The sequence below is a fragment of the Pseudomonas sp. MF6747 genome (assembly GCF_963890955.1).
Lineage (GTDB): Bacteria > Pseudomonadota > Gammaproteobacteria > Pseudomonadales > Pseudomonadaceae > Aquipseudomonas.
In genome coordinates, this window is sequence record NZ_CAWPSZ010000045.1 from 74,706 (window position 1) to 92,623 (window position 17,918).

The window sequence follows — 17,918 nt, forward strand, 5'->3', positions numbered from 1 at the left end:
ACGAGAGACCGACATGCTCGATTCCAAACTGTTACGTAGCAACCTTCAGGACGTAGCGGACCGCCTGGCATCCCGTGGCTTTGCCTTGGATGTTGCGCGCATCGAAGCGCTGGAAGAACAGCGCAAGACCGTCCAGACCCGCACCGAAGCACTGCAGGCTGAACGCAATGCGCGCTCCAAATCCATCGGTCAGGCCAAGCAGCGCGGTGAAGACATCGCGCCGCTGATGGCGGACGTCGAGCGTATGGGCACCGAGCTGTCCGACGGCAAAGTCGAGCTGGAAGGCATTCAGAGCGAGCTGGACTCGATCCTGCTGGGCATCCCCAACCTGCCGCACGAATCCGTGCCGATTGGCGAAGACGAAGACGGCAACGTCGAGGTGCGCCGCTGGGGCACGCCTAAGGCCTTTGATTTCGAGATCAAGGACCACGTTGCGCTTGGTGAGCTGACCGGTGGCCTGGATTTTGAAACCGCCGCCAAAATGTCCGGCGCACGCTTTGCCTTGCTGCGCGGCCCGATCGCGCGCATGCACCGTGCCCTGGCGCAATTCATGATCAACCTGCACACCGGCGAGCACGGCTACGAAGAAGCCTACACCCCGTACCTGGTGCAGGCGCCGGCGCTGATGGGCACCAGCCAGCTGCCGAAGTTCGAAGAAGACCTGTTCAAGATCAGCCGCGACGGCGAAGCCGACCTGTACCTGATCCCGACGGCCGAAGTGTCGCTGACCAATATCGTCGCGGGCGAAATCCTCGATGCCAAGCAGCTGCCGATCAAGTTCGTGGCCCACAGCCCGTGCTTTCGCAGTGAAGCCGGCGCTTCGGGGCGTGACACGCGCGGCATGATTCGCCAGCACCAGTTCGACAAAGTCGAGATGGTGCAAGTGGTCGAGCCGTCGACCTCGATGGAAGCCCTGGAAGGCCTGACCGCCAATGCCGAACGCGTGCTGCAACTGCTGGAGCTGCCGTACCGCGTCTTGGCGCTGTGCACTGGCGACATGGGTTTCAGTGCCGTGAAGACCTACGACCTCGAAGTGTGGGTACCGAGCCAGGACAAATACCGCGAGATTTCGTCGTGCTCCAACTGCGGTGATTTCCAGGCCCGTCGCATGCAGGCGCGTTTCCGCAACCCGGAAACCGGCAAGCCGGAGCTGGTACACACCCTCAACGGTTCGGGCCTGGCCGTAGGCCGTACGCTCGTAGCCGTGCTGGAAAACTATCAGCAAGCCGACGGTTCCATCCGCGTGCCGGAAGTGCTCAAGCCGTACATGGGCGGCGTTGAGGTCATCGGCTAAATGGAATTTCTGCCGCTGTTTCATAACCTGCGCGGCAGTCGTGTGTTGGTCGTCGGTGGTGGGGAGATTGCCTTGCGCAAATCCCGGCTGCTGGCCGACGCCGGTGCGTTGCTGCGGGTGGTTGCTCCCCAGATCGAAGACCAGTTGCGTGAACTGGTGCTGGGCAGTGGCGGGGAACTGATTTTGCGCGGTTATCAGGAGCCCGACCTCGACGGTTGCACCCTGATCATCGCCGCGACCGATGACGAACCACTGAACGCGCAAGTGTCCAGTGATGCCAAGCGTCGCTGCGTGCCGGTCAACGTGGTGGACGCGCCAGCCTTGTGCAGCGTGATCTTTCCGGCGATTGTCGACCGTTCGCCCTTGGTGATTGCAGTGTCCAGTGGCGGCGATGCGCCGGTACTGGCGCGCTTGATCCGCGCCAAGCTGGAGACCTGGATTCCGTCCACCTATGGCCAATTGGCTGGGTTGGCGGCGCGTTTTCGTGCTCAGGTCAAAGGTTTGTATCCGGATGTGCAGCAGCGTCGCGCGTTCTGGGAAGAAGTTTTCCAGGGCCCGATTGCCGACCGCCAGTTGGCCGGGCAGGGCGATGAGGCTGAGCGCCTGCTGATCGAAAAGGTCAACGGGAAACCACCACATGCGCCGGGCGAAGTTTACTTGGTGGGCGCAGGCCCGGGTGATCCGGACCTGCTGACCTTCCGCGCCTTGCGTCTGATGCAGCAAGCCGACGTGGTGCTGTACGACCGCTTGGTGGCGCCGGCCATTCTCGAACTGTGCCGTCGCGATGCCGAACGGGTTTACGTGGGCAAACGTCGCGCCGATCATGCTGTGCCGCAGGACCAGATCAACCAGCAATTGGTGGACCTGGCCAAGCAAGGCAAGCGTGTACTGCGCCTCAAGGGTGGCGATCCGTTCATCTTTGGCCGTGGTGGCGAAGAGATCGAAGAGTTGGCGGCCCATGGCATTCCGTTTCAGGTGGTGCCGGGTATCACGGCGGCCAGTGGTTGCGCGGCGTATGCCGGAATTCCGCTGACCCATCGCGACTATGCGCAGTCGGTGCGGTTTATCACCGGGCATTTGAAAAACGGCACCTCGGACCTGCCTTGGCATGACCTCGTTGGCCCGTCGCAGACCTTGGTGTTTTACATGGGCTTGATCGGCTTGCCGATTATCTGTGAACAGCTGATCAAGCATGGTCGCTCGGCGGATACGCCGGCGGCGTTGATCCAGCAGGGCACCACCTCCAACCAGCGTGTCTTCACCGGCACCCTGGCGGATTTGCCGCGCATGGTGGCGGAGCATGAAGTGCATGCGCCAACACTCGTCATCGTCGGTGAAGTGGTGGTATTGCGCGAAAAGCTGAAGTGGTTCGAAGGCGCACAATCCCAGGTGTGACACCGCCCTTGAGTGCGTGATTTGAGTGTGGCGAGCGGGCTTGCCCCGCGTTGGGCTGCGCAGCAGCCCTAAAGCCAGACACCGCGGTTTGCCTGGCAGAACGCGGTGTTTTTACTGGGGCTGCTGCGCAGCCCCACGCGGGGCAAGCCCGCTCGCCACGAAAGCCCAATCGCTACCGGAAGAGGGGTTGTCAGTTCCAGACGGCCTTACCGCTCAGCCGCTCGCGATCATGGCCAGCATCAAAATTGTGCAACGGCCCTTTCGGCACAATCCCCGTCGGATTGATGGTCCGGTGGCTCGCGTAGTAATGCCCCTTGATATGCGCAAAATCCACCGTCTCGGCCACGCCTGGCCACTGATACATCTCCCTTAGCCAGTTCGACAAATTCGGATAATCGGCAATCCGCCGCAGGTTGCATTTGAAGTGGCTGTAATACACCGCATCAAAGCGAATCAGCGTGGTGAACAGCCGCACGTCGGCTTCGGTCAGGTATTCGCCGGCCAGATAGCGGTGCTTACCCAAGTGCTGCTCCAGGTGGTCCAGCTCGGCAAACACATCGTCAAACGCGCTTTCATAAGCCTTTTGCGAGGTGGCGAAGCCTGCGCGGTACACGCCGTTGTTCACCGCGGGGTAGATGCGCTCGTTCAGCGCGTCAATCGCCTCGCGAAGCTCCTCGGGGTAGAAGTCCAGCGTGTTGCCGGTCAGGTGGTTGAACGCGCTGTTGAACATGCGGATGATCTCCGCCGATTCATTACTGACGATGCGCTTGAGCGTCTTGTCCCACAGCACCGGCACGGTCACGCGGCCAGTGTAGTCGGCGGTGTCGGCGGTATAGCGCTGATGCATGTAGGCAAAATCATCGAGCTTGTCGCCGGTAGAGCCGTGGGCCTTGTCGAAGGTCCAGCCGTTTTCCAGCATCAACCAACTGACCACGGACACCTCGATCAAGCTTTCCAGGCCCTTGAGCTTGCGCAGGATCAGGGTGCGATGCGCCCAGGGGCAGGCGAGGGACACATACAGGTGGTAGCGACCGGCTTCGGCCTTGAAGCCACCTTCGCCACTCGGGCCGGGCTCACCGTCGGCGGTCACCCAATTGCGGCGCTGTGCCTGCTCGCGCTGGAAAGCGCCGTCTGCGCTACTTTCGTACCACTGGTCTTTCCAGTGTCCTTCGATCAGCAAACCCATGACTGGCTCCTTGGCTAATAAGCGTTGGAGGCCAGTCTAAAGGGATGAGTTCGAACTAAAAGCGCAAAGACTGCGGGGCAATGATCGATTAAATCGATTTGTCCCGCGCATCCCAGTATTGCTGGGCCAATGCGAACGCCTGCTCTCGCGGATGGCCGATGCCGCGTAAGGCCAGGGCCATGGTCGCGATCAGCGCCAGTTGCGGGTAACTGTCTTGAGCGTCACCACGCCACACGGCTTTCAAGTGTTCAGGTTCCAGGCTGGCAGGTTTGACGTGGCGTTGGGCGGAGAGGGCGGGCCATTCTTCATCCCAGCTTTGGCCGCCAGTGGTGCCATACAGGTGACTGATTGTGTCCGGGTTGATCTCGACTTCGCCGCCATCGCCCTTGACCACGATCACATTGTCGCCAAGCAGGCCGCTGGCATCGCGGTGTACGCCCTGGTAACCGGGATGGAAAATGCTTTGCAGGCCGCAGCGCGCATTCAGCGGGTTGAGCAGGCGCGCCAGCGAGTGGATCGGCGAGCGCAGGCCCAGGGTGTTGCGCAGGTCAATCATGCGTTGCAGTTGTGGTGCCCAGTCGCCCAGGGGAATAAACGCCAGGTTGCCGTGTTCGAACGCCGTTTCGACCTGCTGCCAGTTGCGGCACAACGGGATCTGTAAACCGTCCAGCAATTGCTCGGTGTACAACCGGCCGGCGGTGTGCGCACCGCCGCCGTGCATGAGGATGCGCACTCCGTTTTGCGCCAGGCACTTGGCCGCCAGCAAATACCACGGCAGATGGCGTTTTTTACCGGCGTAGGTTGGCCAGTCGACATCCACCTTCAGCGCCGGCGCGTTCAGGCGTTCGCGCACGGCTTGGGTGAAACCTGCGAGCTCTTCCGGGCTTTCTTCCTTGTGGCGCAGCAACATCAGGAAGGCGCCGAGCTGGGTGTCCTCGACCTTTTCGTCGAGCAGCATGCCCATGGCTTCACGGGCTTCCTCACGGGTGAGGTTGCGCGCGCCGCGCTTGCCTTTGCCCAGGATGCGTACGAACTGCGCAAACGGGTGCTCGGCAGGGGTTTCAAAGGTCAGCGGGGCAAAGTCGGTCATAAGCAATTCGTCGGCCTGGGCAGGCCCGCCAACTTGGCGGCGAGTTTGGCGGGAGTGCCGTTGAACAGTGTGTTGAGGTGCAGGCTGTTGCCCTTTTCCGGTCCCAGCTTCAAGGCGGTGTACTTGATCAGTGGGCGCGTGGCAGGGGACAGCTGGAACTCTTCATAGAACCCGCGCAGCAGTTCGAGGATCTCCCAATGGGCGGCGGTCAATTCCAGGGGCTCCGCGGCGGCCAGCGCGTTGGCGACCTCTGCAGACCAGTCATTGAGGTCGACGAGGTAGCCGTCCTTGTCCAATTCGAGGGGGCGTCCGCCTACGGTCAAGGTGTTCATAGCCAGCTGTTGACCTTGTCGTAGTCGATGGACAGCTGCACGAAACCCGGGTAGTCCACGCTGTCGGCCCAGTCCGGTAGCGGCAGATTGCGCGCCAGCATGTCTTCAGCCAGTACAAAAACCTTCACGCCCCTGGTTTGCAGCGCCGCGTTGTGCAGGCCGTAGGCGCCGTCGCCGCACAGCAGAATCGCGTCCGCACTGCCGCATACGCGCAGGCAACTGGCGAGGCGGCTATCGGTAAACGGTGAGTGAGACACCACATGTAAAGTCGACATCAGAGGGTAATCACCTGGTCGTAACGGTCAATCAATTTGCCAATAGCATCGTTGCCAAGTGCCTGGGCGCTGGCAGGGGCTGTGAGCCCGCGTTCGGCCAGGCTGTGGCCGCAGGCGAACACGTCATCAATGCCAAACAGGCCCAACGCTTGCAGGTTGGCGCTCAGGTCTTTTTGCTGCACGGCTTTGGCGTTTTGCTGCGGCGCCAGTTGAAACACGCCGTCGTCCATAAACAGCAGGCCGATCGGTAAGTCGAACGCACCGCCGGCCAGCACAATATCCAGGGCTTCGCGCGCGCTTGGCCCGGACCACGGCGCCTGGCGGCTGATGACCAATAAGGATTTGGACATGTCACGGCCCTCCAAAACAGATCAGGCGGTCGGCAGCCTGGGCGGCATCGTGCAATTGCCCAAGGCCCGACAACGCCCACGGCGCATCCAGGTTCACCGCGCTGCGTTGGTAGCGTTTGGCTTCTTCGCCATTGAGCACGCCACGGCGCAAGGCAGCGGCAATGCACACCACGCCGTCCAACTGGTGCGCGCTGACAAACTCGCGCCATTGCCGGGCAATATCTTGCTCATCCTGGGGCGCGACGATGTTGCTGGAGGCGCTGTACACGCCGTCCTGATAAAAAAACAGCCGCACAATCTCATGCCCACCGGCAATCGCCGCTTGGGCAAACAGCAAGGCGCGGCGCGAGGAGGGCGCGTGGGCGGCGGAAAACAGCGCAATTGCGAACTTCATGGAACACTCTGCAAGCAAACGTGGGCCAATGATAAAGCCGCCGCGGCGAAAAAGCCCGCCGTGATCAAAACGGTCACCCTCGCTGATCGTTCTGACGATTGCCGGTAGGATCAAGCCTGCCTACGCTGTGGGCATTCGAAACCGAAATGGAGTCTCCATGTCAGGTCCCTTGGCGTCCCTCAAAGTGCTGGATTTTTCCACCTTGCTACCTGGCCCGTTTGCATCCTTGATGCTCGCGGACATGGGCGCCGAGGTGCTGCGGATCGAATCGCCTACACGCGTGGACCTGTTGCGCGTTCTGCCGCCGCACGATCACGGCACGTCGGCCAGCCACGCCTACCTCAACCGCAATAAGCGCAGCCTGGCGCTGGACCTCAAGCAGGCCGAGGCGCTGGAGATCGTGCGTGAGCTGGTCAAGGACTACGACATCGTCCTCGAGCAGTTTCGCCCCGGCGTCATGGAGCGTTTGGGACTGGGCTATGCGGCGCTCAATGCGATCAACCCCAGGTTGATCTACGTGTCGATCACCGGCTACGGCCAGACTGGGCCCTATAAGGACCGTGCCGGACACGATATCAATTACCTGGCGCTGGCCGGCATTGCCAGCCACACCGGGCGCCAGGACAGCGGACCTCTGCCGCTGGGCGTGCAATTGGCGGATGTGGCCGGTGGTTCGCTGCACGCGGTGGTGGGGTTGCTGGCGGCGGTGATAGCGCGTCAGCACAGCGGCGTGGGCCAACACCTGGATGTGAGCATGACGGACTGTTCGTTCAGCCTGAACGCCATGGCCGGCGCGGGTTACCTGGCCTGTGGGGTCGAGCCGGATTGGGAGGCCCAGGTGCTCAACGGCGGCAGCTTTTATGATTACTACCGCACGCGCGACGGGCGCTGGATGTCGGTCGGCAGCCTGGAGCCTGCGTTTATGCAGCAACTGTGCGAGGCGTTGGGCCGACCGGAGTTGGCAGCGCAAGGCCTGTCGCCCAGGCCGGAACAGCAAAAAGCCCTGAAGCTTGCGCTGCAGGTCGAGTTTGAAAAGCGCAGCTTTGAGCAGTTGTGCGAGCTGTTTGCCGGGGTGGATGCGTGTGTGGAGCCTGTATTGAGCTTGAGTGAAGCGGTGGAGCATCCGCAGTTGAAGGCGCGGAAGCTGATCAGCCAGGTGCCACGCGGCGATGGCTCGACTCAGGCGCAAATCGCCTGCCCGTTGAAGTTTTCACAGGGGTTGCCAGAGCCTCGGCACACAGGTGCGGCGGTGGGGGCGCATTCAGATGAAGTGTTGGCTGAGCTGGGGCTCAGTGCGCAACGAATAGCAGCATTGCGTCAGGCCAAGGTGGTTGGGTGACTGCTCGGCCGCTTTCACGGGCCAGCCAGCTCCCACCTTTGATCGGCGGCTCGGTCAACAGGTGGGCGCTGGCTTGCCTGCGATGGGGCCCTCACTCCACCCGGGTTTCCCCGGTGTACACCAAGGTATGCCGGCAACGCCTGCACAAGTACCGTCGGCCCTGGTTCACCAACCCATGGCGCTGGGCTGAAAACGGGAAATCACTGTCGGCACATGGGCAGCGATAGATGTAGCGCGTGACTTGCCGACGCTTGATTGCATAGGTGTGGCAGCGATCCGGCGGCAGTTCGTATACCCCGCGCATGATCAATTGCCATTCCTCGCCATGGGGCTGGATGCGTTCGCCAAACAATTGATGGGCGATCAGGTGCGCAACCTCATGGGCCACGGTCTGCTTCAGGAAATGTTGGCTGTTTTCACGGTACAGCTGTGGGTTGAAGCGCAGCAGGTTCTCGTGCAAATGCGCGACACCGGCCTTCTGGCCCCGCAGCTTGAGGCTGACCTGGGGCCGTTTGAAGCTTCGTTTAAAAAAGGATTCTGCTTGCAGGAAACAATCTTCGACGCGGGTATTGAGTTGCTCGGGCATGCTGACCATATCTCCAGAGGCGCCCAGTATGCCGCAAAAGCAGGTGTTTCCGAATCTGTCAGGCGCCGAATGGTCATGCATGACGCACAAAGCCACCTTGCGGTGGCTTTGCCTGCGGGGTCAGCCGCTCAGTTGGTGTAGATCGGGCCTACGCCCAAGCCCCAGACGACCACGGTGAACGCCATGATCGCCACCAGTACCACCAGGCCCACCGCCAGCACCGAGCTGGAAAACAGGAACCCCTCGTCCGGGTCGATGCTCATGAACGTGGGCAGCCCCACATACAGCAGGTACACCGTGTAACAGATGGCGGCCGTGCCGACGACCATTCCCAGCCACATATGCGGATACAACGCTGCCAGCCCACCGATAAACAGCGGGGTAGCGGTGTAGGTGGCAAATGCTACGCACCGCGCCATGCTGGGGCTGGCGTCGTAGGTACGGGCCATCCAATGAATGAACGCGCCCATGACCGCCACGCCGCCGAGCATGGCCGCGTATGACATCAGGGTCATCCATAGGGCGCTTTCCTGGGTCAGCATCACCGGCGCGCGGCTGCCGATGACCCAGCCCACCCGGGTAGTGCCGATAAACGCCGATACGGCGGGGATTGCCGCGAGAATCAGGGTGTGAGTGAGGTACATGTGGCCGATGCTTTCTTCCTTATCGCCACGAATTTCCCGCCATTCCTGGTCGGGATGGGTAAACAGCCCCACGACGTGATGGATCATGCCAGTCACTCCTGTCGTTATTACCATCGCCCCCCATCGGAGCGCCCACGGGCCAAAGGCCTCAAAGGTCCCGGATAGCTGTGCGACCTTACGTCGCAGTATAGGAAGTGATGACCGGAAAAACTGCAGGGCTTTAGAGCAAATTGCGCTGTAAACAGGGGCGCTAATCGCGGTGAGGTCTGTCAGTAATGATGGGGTCCACCGTGGGAGCCGGCTTGCCTGCGCCAGCGATGGGTCAGCCAGTTACACGTGTGTGTCACAGCGCCATCGCAGGCAAGCCAGCTCCCACATTGGAACTCGGTCGGTCATGAAGGTAAAATGCCGGGCTTTTCGTCACACACCTCTAGCGGATCCAAGCGCCATGGGCACTCTTACGGTCAACCAGAACAAACTGCAAAAACGCCTGCGTCGCCTGGCCGGTGAAGCGGTCGCCGATTTCAACATGATCGAGGACGGCGACAAGGTCATGGTCTGCCTCTCCGGCGGCAAAGACAGCTACACCATGCTCGACGTGCTGTTGCACCTGCAAAAGGTCGCGCCGATCAAGTTCGAGATCGTCGCTGTCAACATGGACCAGAAACAGCCCGGCTTCCCCGAGCACGTATTGCCCGCCTACTTGAAAGCGCTGGGCATCGAGTACCACATCGTCGAAAAAGACACCTATTCGGTGGTCAAGGAGTTGATCCCGGAAGGCAAGACCACCTGCTCGCTGTGCTCGCGCCTGCGCCGTGGCACGCTCTACACCTTTGCCGATGAGATCGGCGCGACCAAGATGGCCCTCGGTCACCACCGTGACGACATCGTCGAGACGTTCTTCCTCAATATGTTCTTCAACGGCTCCCTCAAGGCCATGCCGCCCAAGCTGCGCGCCGATGACGGCCGCAACGTGGTGATCCGGCCGCTCGCGTATTGCAACGAGAAAGACATCCAGGCCTACTCCGACTTCAAGCAATTCCCGATCATCCCGTGCAACCTGTGCGGCTCCCAGGAAAACCTGCAGCGCCAGGTGGTCAAGGAAATGCTCGTGGACTGGGAGCGCAAGACCCCGGGCCGCACTGAAAGCATCTTCCGCAGCCTGCAGAATGTGATCCCCTCGCAGCTGGCCGACCGCAACCTGTTCGACTTCACCAGCCTGAAAATCGATGAGAGCGCCGCGTCGCGCTTCGTCAATGTTGTGAACCTCTAACCCGTTTCGACGCTCTGAAAGACGGCGCTCACGGGCGCCGTCTTCAATTCAATTGCCAGGAGAGGGCATGCGCGATTACAAGTGGCTGCACGAATATTGTCTGAACCGTTTTGGTTCAGCGGCCGAGTTGGAAGCCCATCTGCCTGTTCCCAAGACCCCGGCACAGTTGCGCAAAATCAGTGACGACCGCTACCTGTCGACCCTGGCCCTGCGGGTATTTCGCGCCGGTCTCAAGCACAGTGTGGTGGATGGCAAGTGGCCTGCGTTCGAGCAGGTGTTTTTCGGTTTTGACCCGGAAAAGGTCGTGCTGATGGGCGCCGAACACCTGGAGAGCCTGATGCAGGACACGCGCATCATTCGTCACCTGGGCAAGCTAAAGAGCGTGCCGCGCAATGCGCAGATGATTTTGGACATTGAGCAGGAAAAGGGCAGCTTCGGCGCCTTTGTCGCGGACTGGCCGGTGACCGATATCGTCGGCTTGTGGAAGTACCTGAGCAAGCACGGCCACCAGTTGGGCGGGCTGTCGGCGCCGCGTTTTTTGCGCATGGTGGGCAAGGACACGTTTGTACCGAGCTATGACGTGGTGGCGGCGTTGAATGCGCAGAAGATCGTCGACAAAGTACCGACCAGCCTGCGCGATCTGGCGACGGTGCAGGGCGCATTCAACCAATGGCATGCCGAGAGTGGGCGGCCGATGTGTCAGTTGTCGATGATGCTGGCTTACACAGTGAATCATTGAGACCGAGGTGAGGCTATCGCAGGCAAGCCAGCTCCCATATTTTGACCGCCGCCGATCAAGTGTGGGGGCTGGCTTGCCTGCGACAGCGGTCTTCAGGCCGGCTGCACATCTGCCGCCAGCCGCCGATTCAACTGATGCCGCCACCGCACATATAACAGTGCGGTACAAAACACCGCCAGGCTCGCGAGCATTTCCAGCACCCCGAACCACTGCCGGTTCGGGTCATAGGCCGCCAGCGCGCCCTTGATGAAATACAAATTCACCACAAAGCACATCCACGAATGCCCACGTGCGCTGCCGAGCAGCATGCCCGGCGCCAGCACCAGCAGCGGCACCAATTCGATCAGCAGGATCACCCACGGGCGCGCGCCGTGCAGGTCGGCGACGAACAGGTAATACCCGCACAGCAAACCCACTAGCCCAAAAAACGCCAGCAGGCTGAGCGCGCGTGCGACGTTGACCCGTGGTTCCAGCCACGCCTGGGGCGGCAGGACCTTAGGCTTTCTGGCCACGGCCGTTCTCCAGCAACATGGCGGTGGTGGCCAGGCGCAGGCCGAGGGCGCGGCACAGGGTGATTTCGTGTTGGTCGAGCATGCGCTTGCCGTCGGGCCCCGAGTGATGGCTGGCGCCGTACGGCGTGCCGCCGCCCTGGGTGTCGAGCAGTGCTTGTTCGCTGTAGGGCAGGCCGGTAATCAACATGCCGTGGTGCAGCAATGGCAGCAGCATCGACATCAGCGTGGTTTCCTGCCCGCCGTGCAGGCTGGCCGTGGAAGTGAACACGCCGGCTGGCTTGCCGACGAGGGCGCCGGTCAGCCACAGGTTGCTGGTGCCGTCGAGGAAATACTTGAGCGGCGCGGCCATGTTGCCAAAGCGGGTCGGGCTGCCAAGGGCCAGGCCCGAGCAGTTTTTCAGGTCATCGAGGCTGGCATACAGCGCGCCTTCGTCGGGAATGCTCGGTGCCACCGCTTCGCACTCGGTGGAGATCGCCGGCACGGTGCGCAATCTTGCTTCCATCCCGCCTTGCTCGATACCGCGGGCAATTTGCCGGGCCATTTCGCTCACCGAGCCATTGCGGCTGTAATACAACACCAGCACATAGGGCGCGGTCACGGCAGCAACTCCAGCAGGTTTTCCGGCGGGCGGCCAATGACGGCTTTATCGGCGGTTTCCAGGATCGGACGTTCCATCAGCTTCGGGTGTTCGGCAATCGCGGCAATCAGTTGCGCTTCGCTGAGGCTGGCGTCGGCCAGGTTGAGGGCTTTGTATTCGTCTTCGCCGGTGCGCAGCAATTGGCGTGCGCTGATGCCCAGCTTGCCCAGCAGCGCCTTTAATTGCGCGGCGTTCAGCGGGGTTTCGAGGTAGCGCACGACGGTGGGCGTGAGCCCACGGGCTTCCAGCAGTTCGAGCGCTCCGCGGGATTTCGAGCAGCGCGGGTTGTGATAAAGCGTCAGATCGGTCATGTGCGGGTCGCATCTTGCGTAAGGTGGCGGGTATTCTACCTGCGCAGCGTCCTGTCCTTAAACCGTAAGAGGCGATAGGTCGCAGCCAACGTTCATTTTTTTGCGAAGGATTACCCCATGACAAGGCGACTGATCGGTGCATTGGCGATCATCACAACCCTGCTGCTCAGCGGCTGCGGTAACGACTACGGCGTTGACCAATACGGTAACAAGGTCGCGTCAGAGCGCTTGGACAAACACTGGGTGGTGGTCAACTACTGGGCGGAATGGTGTGGCCCGTGCCGCACGGAGATCCCGGAACTCAATGCCTTGGCCGAGCAGCTGAAAGGACAGAACGTTGGGGTTTTCGGGGTCAACTTTGACAATGTGCAGGGTGAAGAACTCAAGGCCGCCAGCGAGAAGCTGGGGATCAAGTTCACCGTACTGGCGCAGAACCCGGAAGAGATTTTCGATATCCCGCGCAGCGAGGCGTTGCCGGTGACCTACATCATTGATGACAAGGGCAAGGTCCGCGAGCAGTTGATGGGCGAGCAGACGGCGCAAGGGGTGCTCGCCAAACTCAAAGCCCTACGCGGTTAACTGTGCGGGAGGCGGCTAGCCTGCGATGCGGGCGACCCGGTACGTCTGTGATACCGAGTCGATGCTGTCGCAGGCAGGCCAGCTTCCACAACAAAGCCCGTTTGCAATGATGTCGATCAGCCTTCTTCAAGCCACAGCCGAATAGGCTTGCCTTCAGCCGGCCAGAAACGCGTCTGCTCGATCGGCGAGATGTCCCAACGCTCGACGCCTTGCAGGGCCTGGAAGAAGCGGTGCTCCTGCTCCATCAAGGCCTCGGCGCAGAGTTTGCGCGTGCTGCCGATCTTGCCGAAGTTCAGCTTGTTACCCTCTACGGTGTACGGCGCAAACCAGTGGTTGCAACCGCCATTGCCGTAGGCGCGACCATCGGCGCCAAGGGTGACGGTCAGGTGCGCGTAATCCATCAGCGGCCGCTCACCAATCCATTCCACCACATAGCTGTGATCCTGCTTGAGCTTCACCGCGTCGCCGGCGCAGCCGGTCAAGCCTATGCCGACGGCCGCGAGCAGCAGCGGGCCTTTCATTGCGCGGCCTGCTGGCATTTAGGGCAGCGATGCTTGTCGCCTTCGCTGGCCCAGCCCAATGCCTTGATGCGCGCGTTGGCGGCAGGTTGCAGCGGCTCTTTGGTCAGTTTGGTTTCTACCGCGAATTCAAATTCCAGCACGGTGTCGCAGCTGTCGCAGTTGACCTTCCAGGTATGAATTTCCAGCTCGCCGAATTTTGGCCCCTGGGCCATGGCGACCCATTGGCCTGCCGGGCGAATGGAGTAGCGCGCATCACCTTCGACGGTCAGGCGCATCGACAGGGTTTTACTGCCACGCAGGGTGACGATCAGCACGTCGCCGTGTTTGATCGAACCACCGTTGCCGGTGACTTGATAACGGCCCGGCACCAGGGCGCGGCATTCGATCAGGGTGTGTTGCGGGCTCAGCAAGCTGAAGCGGAAATCGTGTTCGGCCATGGATCCTCCAAATAGGCGCGGCATCCTATCACGGGTGCCGGCCCATCATGAGCCTGGTATGTGACCGCCGATCATCCTTCGACCAGGTTCTGCGGCTGGCCTTTGGCCCACGCGGCAATATTGCCCAACGTGGTGCTGGCGATGGCGGCCAGGGCCTCGCGGGTGAGAAATGCCTGGTGGGCGGTGATGATCACGTTGGGGAACGTCAACAGGCGTGCGAGCACGTCGTCTTGCAGCGGCAGGTCGGAGCGGTCTTCGAAAAACAGCTGGGCCTCTTCTTCATACACATCTAGCCCGAGGTAGCCGAGTTGGCCGTCCTTGAGGGCTTCGATCAGCGCCGGCGTGTCCACCAGGCCGCCACGGCCGGTGTTGATCAGCATCGCGCCGCGCTGCATCTGCGCCAGGGAGCGGGCGTTGATCAGGTGTTGGCTGTCGGCGGTCAGCGGGCAATGCAGGCTGATGATCTGCGCGTGCGCCAGCAGCTCGGGCAGGCTCACGTAACGTGCGCCAAGGGCCTGCACCTGCGGGTTGGGGAAAGGGTCGTAGGCCAGCAATTGGCAGCCGAAGCCGGCCATTATCTTGGCGAACGTGGCGCCGATCTGCCCGGTGCCGACCACGCCGACGGTCTTGCCCACCAGGTCGAAACCGGCCAGCCCGTGCAAGCTGAAATCGCCATCGCGGGTGCGGTTGTAGGCGCGATGCAGGCGGCGGTTAAGGGCGAGAATCAGCGCCACGGCATGCTCGGCCACCGCGTGGGGCGAGTAGGCCGGCACCCGCACGATGGTCAGGCCCAGGCGCTGGGCGGCGGGCAGGTCGACATGGTTGTAACCGGCCGAGCGCAGGGCAATCAGACGCGTGCCGCCTGCGGCCAGTTGCTCCAGCACCGGGGCGCTGAGGTCGTCATTGATAAACGCGCAAACCACTTCGTGGTGTTCGGCCAGGGCCACGGTGTCGAGATTGAGCCGCGCAGGCTGAAATTGCAGCTCAAGGCCGGCCGGCAGTGGCTCGCCAAGAAAACTGTCGCGGTCGTAGGTCTGGCTGCTGAAAAGAATGACGCGCATTAAAAAGCTCCCTGCAAGTTGCGAGTTGCAAGCGCAGACCCTTGAAGACAGGAGCAAACCCGCGCCGCAAGTGCCCGCGCCTATAAAATAAACTCAGGCGCTGACGCGCGCCTCACTGGCCAGGCGGGCAATCGCCATGTCCAGTTCATCCAGGGCCGCCATGGCCTTGGCGTCGTCCTGCTTGAGCAAGGTCTCGGCGCGTTGGCAGGCGGCGCGCAATTGCGGCACACCGCAGTAACGAGTGGCGCCATGCAGCCGGTGGACGCGCTCGATCAGGGCATTGTTGTCTTTGGCTTCGCGGGCGAGGGTGATCGCCAGGCGGTCGGCTTCCAGAGAGGCCAGCAGCATGGCGAGCATGTCGGCGGCCAGATCGGATTTGTTGGCCGCCAGACGCAGGCCTTCCTCATGGTCCAGTACCAACAGTTTCACGCCTGTGCCCGAACTGTCGTTGGTGCGTTCCGGGCCCTGGTTGCGCAGGGCCAGGCCGGTCCACTTCAGCACCACTTGGGCCAGTTGGCGTTCGCTGATGGGTTTGGTCAGGTAGTCGTCCATGCCGCTTTGCAGCAGCGCGCGTTTTTCGTTGGCCATGGCATGGGCGGTGAGGGCTACCACCGGCAACGGCGTGCCGTGGCGCTCGCTTTCCCATTGGCGAATAGCCTCGGTGCTTTGGCGGCCGTCCATGCCGGGCATTTGTACGTCCATCAGCACCAGGTCGAATGTTTCCTGTTTCACCGCGTCAATGGCGGCATAGCCGCTTTCTACCGCCTGCACCTTGGCGCCCATGTCTTCGAGCAGGGTTTGTACCAGCAACAGGTTTGCCGGGTTGTCATCCACGCAGAGCACGCGCGGCGCTCGGCTGGACAGCGGCTCGCCGGGTTCGCTGCGCAAGGGGCGCGGGCTGATCAGGTCGGCCAGTGCGCGGCGCAACTTGCGCGTGCAGGCGGGTTTGGCCTGCAACTGACTGTTGGGGTTGGGCACCGACTGGTTGAACAGCATCTGCTCGGTGGTCGGGCACAGCACCAGCACTTTGCAGCCCAAGTGTTCCAGGTCCCACAAATGCTGGTTGAGGCGTTCGGGCGGAATATCATTGGCCGTGACGCCGAGTACGGCAAGGTCGATGGCCTGCTCGGTCTGATGCGCGCTGGTGATGCCGTTGGTGAGGCTTTCCAGGGTGTTGAACGGCGTCACTTCCAGGCCGCAATCCTCCAGTTGGTGTTGCAGGGCCTGACGCGCCAGCTCGTGGTTTTCCAGCACCGCCACGCGACGCCCCAGCAGTGGCGCAGAGGGCAGGTCGTCGACGTCATCGCGGGTTTTCGGCAGGTTGAGGCTGATCCAGAATTCAGAGCCTTCTCCCGGCGTGCTGTCGACACCGATCTCACCGCCCATCTGCTCGATCAGTCGTTTCGAGATCACCAGGCCCAAGCCGGTACCGCCCGGTTGCCGTGACAGGGAGTTGTCGGCCTGGCTGAACGCCTGAAACAGTGCGCGCACGTCCTGGTTGGACAGGCCGATGCCGGTGTCTTGCACACTGATGCGCAGCTGTACGCTGTCCTCCTGTTCGTCCTCGACCATCGCGCGGGCCACGATAGTGCCTTCGCGGGTGAACTTGATCGCATTGCTGATCAGGTTGGTGAGGATCTGCTTGAGTCGCAACGGGTCGCCGACCAGCGCCAACGGGGTGTCGCGGTACACCAGGCTGACCAGTTCCAACTGCTTGGCATGGGCGGCGGGCGCGAGGATGGTCAGGGTGTCTTGCAGCAAGTCGCGCAGGTTGAAAGGCACGCTGTCGAGTACCAGCTTGCCGGCCTCGATTTTCGAGAAGTCGAGAATTTCGTTGATGATGCCCAGCAGGTTGTCGGCGGACTTTTCGATGGTGCCCAGGTAGTCCAGTTGGCGCGGCGACAGTTCGCTTTTTTGCAACAAGTGAGTGAAACCGAGAATGCCATTGAGCGGGGTGCGGATTTCATGGCTCATGTTGGCCAGGAACTCCGACTTGATACGGCTGGCCTCCAGGGCCTCTTTGCGCGCCAGGTCCAGCTCGATGTTCTGGATTTCAATGGTTTCCAGGTTTTGGCGCACGTCTTCGGTGGCCTGATCGATGCTGTGCTGCAGCTCTTCCTGGGCATTTTGCAGGGTTTCGGCCATGCGATTGATGCCCGAGGCTAGTTGGTCCAGTTCCTGGCTGCCCAAGGGTGGCAAGCGGGTTTCCAGGTTGCCGTCCTTGAGTTGGGCCACGGCCAGCTTGATCTGGCCAATCGGCGAGTTGATCGTGCGGCTGATCCGCAGCGCAAGCGCGGCGGTGCAGATCAGGCCGATGGCGATCAACAGCAAGCTGGCGAACAGGCTGCGATAGCCGCGCAACAACATGCCATTGTGCGACAGCTCTACCTCGACCCAGCCCAGCAAACGATCGGCTTCATCGGGAATCAGCTCGCCTGCGAGGTTGCGGTGGCGGCCAAATACCGGCAGCAGGTAGCGCGTGGCGTCATTGCCGGTGCGCTGCAGCAGGTGGGAGCTGTTACCGACGGGCGGCTGGTTGAGCATGGTCGGGCCGGCGTGCGCCAGGGGCGAGCGGTCCGGCGCCAGAAACGACACGGCACGCACGTCCGGTTGTTCCAGCGACTGGGTGGCGATGCGTTCCAGCAGGTCGGTGTTCTTGCTACTCAGGGCAGGGGCTACCAGCGGCGCCAACTGCTCGGCAATCATTTCGCCACGCTGCAGCAATTGGGTTTGCAACTCCGAGAGCTGCATCCAGGTGAAATAACCCCCCAACAACAGGGCCATCAGGCTGGTCGGTAATAAGGTCAGCAACAGTACGCGGCCTTTTATCCCCATTCTTCTAAGCACGCCACTCTCCTGCTACCACATTGTTTTCGATTATCTGCGCGGGCATCCGGCCCACGCCACCTGCGCAGTGTAGCCATTTGCGCGGTCTGGAATCTCGCAAATTAATGACATACCGC

At 61.7% G+C, this 17,918-nt stretch carries 21 protein-coding genes; 6 read left to right on the forward strand and 15 right to left on the reverse strand.

All coding sequences use genetic code 11. The features are described from left to right. Positions 1-13: 13 nt before the first annotated feature. Together serS and cysG are read left to right on the forward strand one after the other, a co-directional pair. On the forward strand, positions 14-1,294 hold the full coding sequence (serS, locus tag AACW30_RS24315) for a serine--tRNA ligase (protein ID WP_106579855.1): 1,281 nt from the start codon (positions 14-16) through the stop codon (positions 1,292-1,294). Beyond that, a complete protein-coding gene (gene cysG / locus AACW30_RS24320; protein WP_119736257.1) occupies positions 1,295-2,689 on the forward strand; it encodes a siroheme synthase CysG in 1,395 nt (464 codons plus the stop codon). It begins immediately after the preceding gene. 190 nt (positions 2,690-2,879) lie between these two features. On the opposite strand, the gene AACW30_RS24325 is transcribed toward cysG, so the two are convergent. The 6 genes from AACW30_RS24325 to tusD all read right to left on the reverse strand — a co-directional run bounded on the left by AACW30_RS24325 (position 2,880) and on the right by tusD (position 6,316). Continuing rightward, positions 2,880-3,875 carry a glutathione S-transferase family protein gene (locus tag AACW30_RS24325; RefSeq protein WP_106579853.1) on the reverse strand — a complete coding sequence of 332 codons (996 nt, stop codon included), beginning with the start codon at positions 3,873-3,875 and terminating at the stop codon, positions 2,880-2,882. Positions 3,876-3,963: 88 nt separating this feature from the next. Further along, positions 3,964-4,965, reverse strand: coding sequence for a glycosyl transferase family protein (locus AACW30_RS24330; RefSeq protein ID WP_179677188.1), 1,002 nt, complete (start codon positions 4,963-4,965; stop codon positions 3,964-3,966). After that, a complete protein-coding gene (locus tag AACW30_RS24335) occupies positions 4,962-5,297 on the reverse strand; it encodes a TusE/DsrC/DsvC family sulfur relay protein (protein WP_200623635.1) in 336 nt (111 codons plus the stop codon). Before AACW30_RS24335 ends, AACW30_RS24330 begins: the two co-directional genes overlap by 4 nt. Then, the gene (gene tusB / locus AACW30_RS24340; RefSeq protein ID WP_106579850.1) at positions 5,294-5,572 is read right to left on the reverse strand and encodes a sulfurtransferase complex subunit TusB; all 279 of its coding nucleotides are present in this window, start codon (positions 5,570-5,572) and stop codon (positions 5,294-5,296) included. Before tusB ends, AACW30_RS24335 begins: the two co-directional genes overlap by 4 nt. Continuing rightward, positions 5,572-5,922 (reverse strand): sulfurtransferase complex subunit TusC, encoded by a 351-nt coding sequence (gene tusC / locus AACW30_RS24345; protein ID WP_106579849.1) that lies wholly within the window; start codon positions 5,920-5,922, stop codon positions 5,572-5,574. Before tusC ends, tusB begins: the two co-directional genes overlap by 1 nt. A 1-nt stretch (position 5,923) precedes the next feature. Continuing rightward, positions 5,924-6,316, reverse strand: coding sequence for a sulfurtransferase complex subunit TusD (gene tusD / locus AACW30_RS24350; protein ID WP_200623636.1), 393 nt, complete (start codon positions 6,314-6,316; stop codon positions 5,924-5,926). A 157-nt stretch (positions 6,317-6,473) separates the two neighbouring features. On the opposite strand from tusD, the gene AACW30_RS24355 reads away from it, so the two are divergent. Next, positions 6,474-7,655: a CaiB/BaiF CoA transferase family protein gene (locus tag AACW30_RS24355; protein WP_200623637.1), complete on the forward strand. Its 1,182-nt coding sequence runs from the start codon at positions 6,474-6,476 to the stop codon at positions 7,653-7,655. 91 nt (positions 7,656-7,746) lie between these two features. Here AACW30_RS24355 and AACW30_RS24360 read toward each other — a convergent pair whose 3' ends face one another. Together AACW30_RS24360 and AACW30_RS24365 are read right to left on the reverse strand one after the other, a co-directional pair. Continuing rightward, positions 7,747-8,241: a SprT family zinc-dependent metalloprotease gene (locus AACW30_RS24360; protein ID WP_064454959.1), complete on the reverse strand. Its 495-nt coding sequence runs from the start codon at positions 8,239-8,241 to the stop codon at positions 7,747-7,749. 128 nt (positions 8,242-8,369) lie between these two features. Then, the gene (locus AACW30_RS24365) at positions 8,370-8,972 is read right to left on the reverse strand and encodes a Yip1 family protein (RefSeq protein ID WP_200623639.1); all 603 of its coding nucleotides are present in this window, start codon (positions 8,970-8,972) and stop codon (positions 8,370-8,372) included. Positions 8,973-9,333: 361 nt separating this feature from the next. Here AACW30_RS24365 and ttcA point away from each other — a divergent pair, with 361 nt between their 5' ends. Together ttcA and AACW30_RS24375 are read left to right on the forward strand one after the other, a co-directional pair. Further along, positions 9,334-10,158, forward strand: a complete 825-nt coding sequence (gene ttcA / locus AACW30_RS24370; RefSeq protein WP_106579845.1) for a tRNA 2-thiocytidine(32) synthetase TtcA — start codon at positions 9,334-9,336, stop codon at positions 10,156-10,158. A 67-nt stretch (positions 10,159-10,225) separates the two neighbouring features. Continuing rightward, entirely contained in the window at positions 10,226-10,897 is a 672-nt protein-coding gene (locus AACW30_RS24375; protein WP_200623641.1) for a DNA-3-methyladenine glycosylase I, read from the forward strand. Positions 10,898-10,989: 92 nt separating this feature from the next. On the opposite strand, the gene AACW30_RS24380 is transcribed toward AACW30_RS24375, so the two are convergent. The 3 genes from AACW30_RS24380 to arsC are packed head-to-tail and all read right to left on the reverse strand — an operon-like array spanning position 10,990 to position 12,357. Continuing rightward, complete coding sequence (locus AACW30_RS24380; protein WP_106579843.1) at positions 10,990-11,409, reverse strand: DUF2069 domain-containing protein; 420 nt, start codon at positions 11,407-11,409, stop codon at positions 10,990-10,992. Beyond that, complete coding sequence (gene wrbA, locus AACW30_RS24385) at positions 11,393-12,007, reverse strand: NAD(P)H:quinone oxidoreductase (RefSeq protein ID WP_106579842.1); 615 nt, start codon at positions 12,005-12,007, stop codon at positions 11,393-11,395. Before wrbA ends, AACW30_RS24380 begins: the two co-directional genes overlap by 17 nt. After that, the gene (gene arsC / locus AACW30_RS24390; protein WP_119736241.1) at positions 12,004-12,357 is read right to left on the reverse strand and encodes an arsenate reductase (glutaredoxin); all 354 of its coding nucleotides are present in this window, start codon (positions 12,355-12,357) and stop codon (positions 12,004-12,006) included. The genes wrbA and arsC overlap by 4 nt, the downstream gene beginning before the upstream one ends. Positions 12,358-12,474: 117 nt before the next feature. Between arsC and AACW30_RS24395 the strand changes: the two genes are divergently transcribed. Then, the gene (locus AACW30_RS24395) at positions 12,475-12,936 is read left to right on the forward strand and encodes a TlpA disulfide reductase family protein (protein ID WP_106579840.1); all 462 of its coding nucleotides are present in this window, start codon (positions 12,475-12,477) and stop codon (positions 12,934-12,936) included. A gap of 116 nt (positions 12,937-13,052) precedes the next feature. On the opposite strand, the gene AACW30_RS24400 is transcribed toward AACW30_RS24395, so the two are convergent. The 4 genes from AACW30_RS24400 to AACW30_RS24415 all read right to left on the reverse strand — a co-directional run bounded on the left by AACW30_RS24400 (position 13,053) and on the right by AACW30_RS24415 (position 17,802). Next, the gene (locus tag AACW30_RS24400) at positions 13,053-13,457 is read right to left on the reverse strand and encodes an META domain-containing protein (RefSeq protein ID WP_200623642.1); all 405 of its coding nucleotides are present in this window, start codon (positions 13,455-13,457) and stop codon (positions 13,053-13,055) included. After that, positions 13,454-13,894 (reverse strand): hypothetical protein, encoded by a 441-nt coding sequence (locus tag AACW30_RS24405; protein WP_106579838.1) that lies wholly within the window; start codon positions 13,892-13,894, stop codon positions 13,454-13,456. Before AACW30_RS24405 ends, AACW30_RS24400 begins: the two co-directional genes overlap by 4 nt. Positions 13,895-13,965: 71 nt before the next feature. Continuing rightward, entirely contained in the window at positions 13,966-14,955 is a 990-nt protein-coding gene (locus tag AACW30_RS24410; protein ID WP_200623643.1) for a 2-hydroxyacid dehydrogenase, read from the reverse strand. A gap of 93 nt (positions 14,956-15,048) precedes the next feature. After that, positions 15,049-17,802 (reverse strand): response regulator, encoded by a 2,754-nt coding sequence (locus AACW30_RS24415; RefSeq protein WP_200623644.1) that lies wholly within the window; start codon positions 17,800-17,802, stop codon positions 15,049-15,051. Positions 17,803-17,918: the final 116 nt, after the last annotated feature.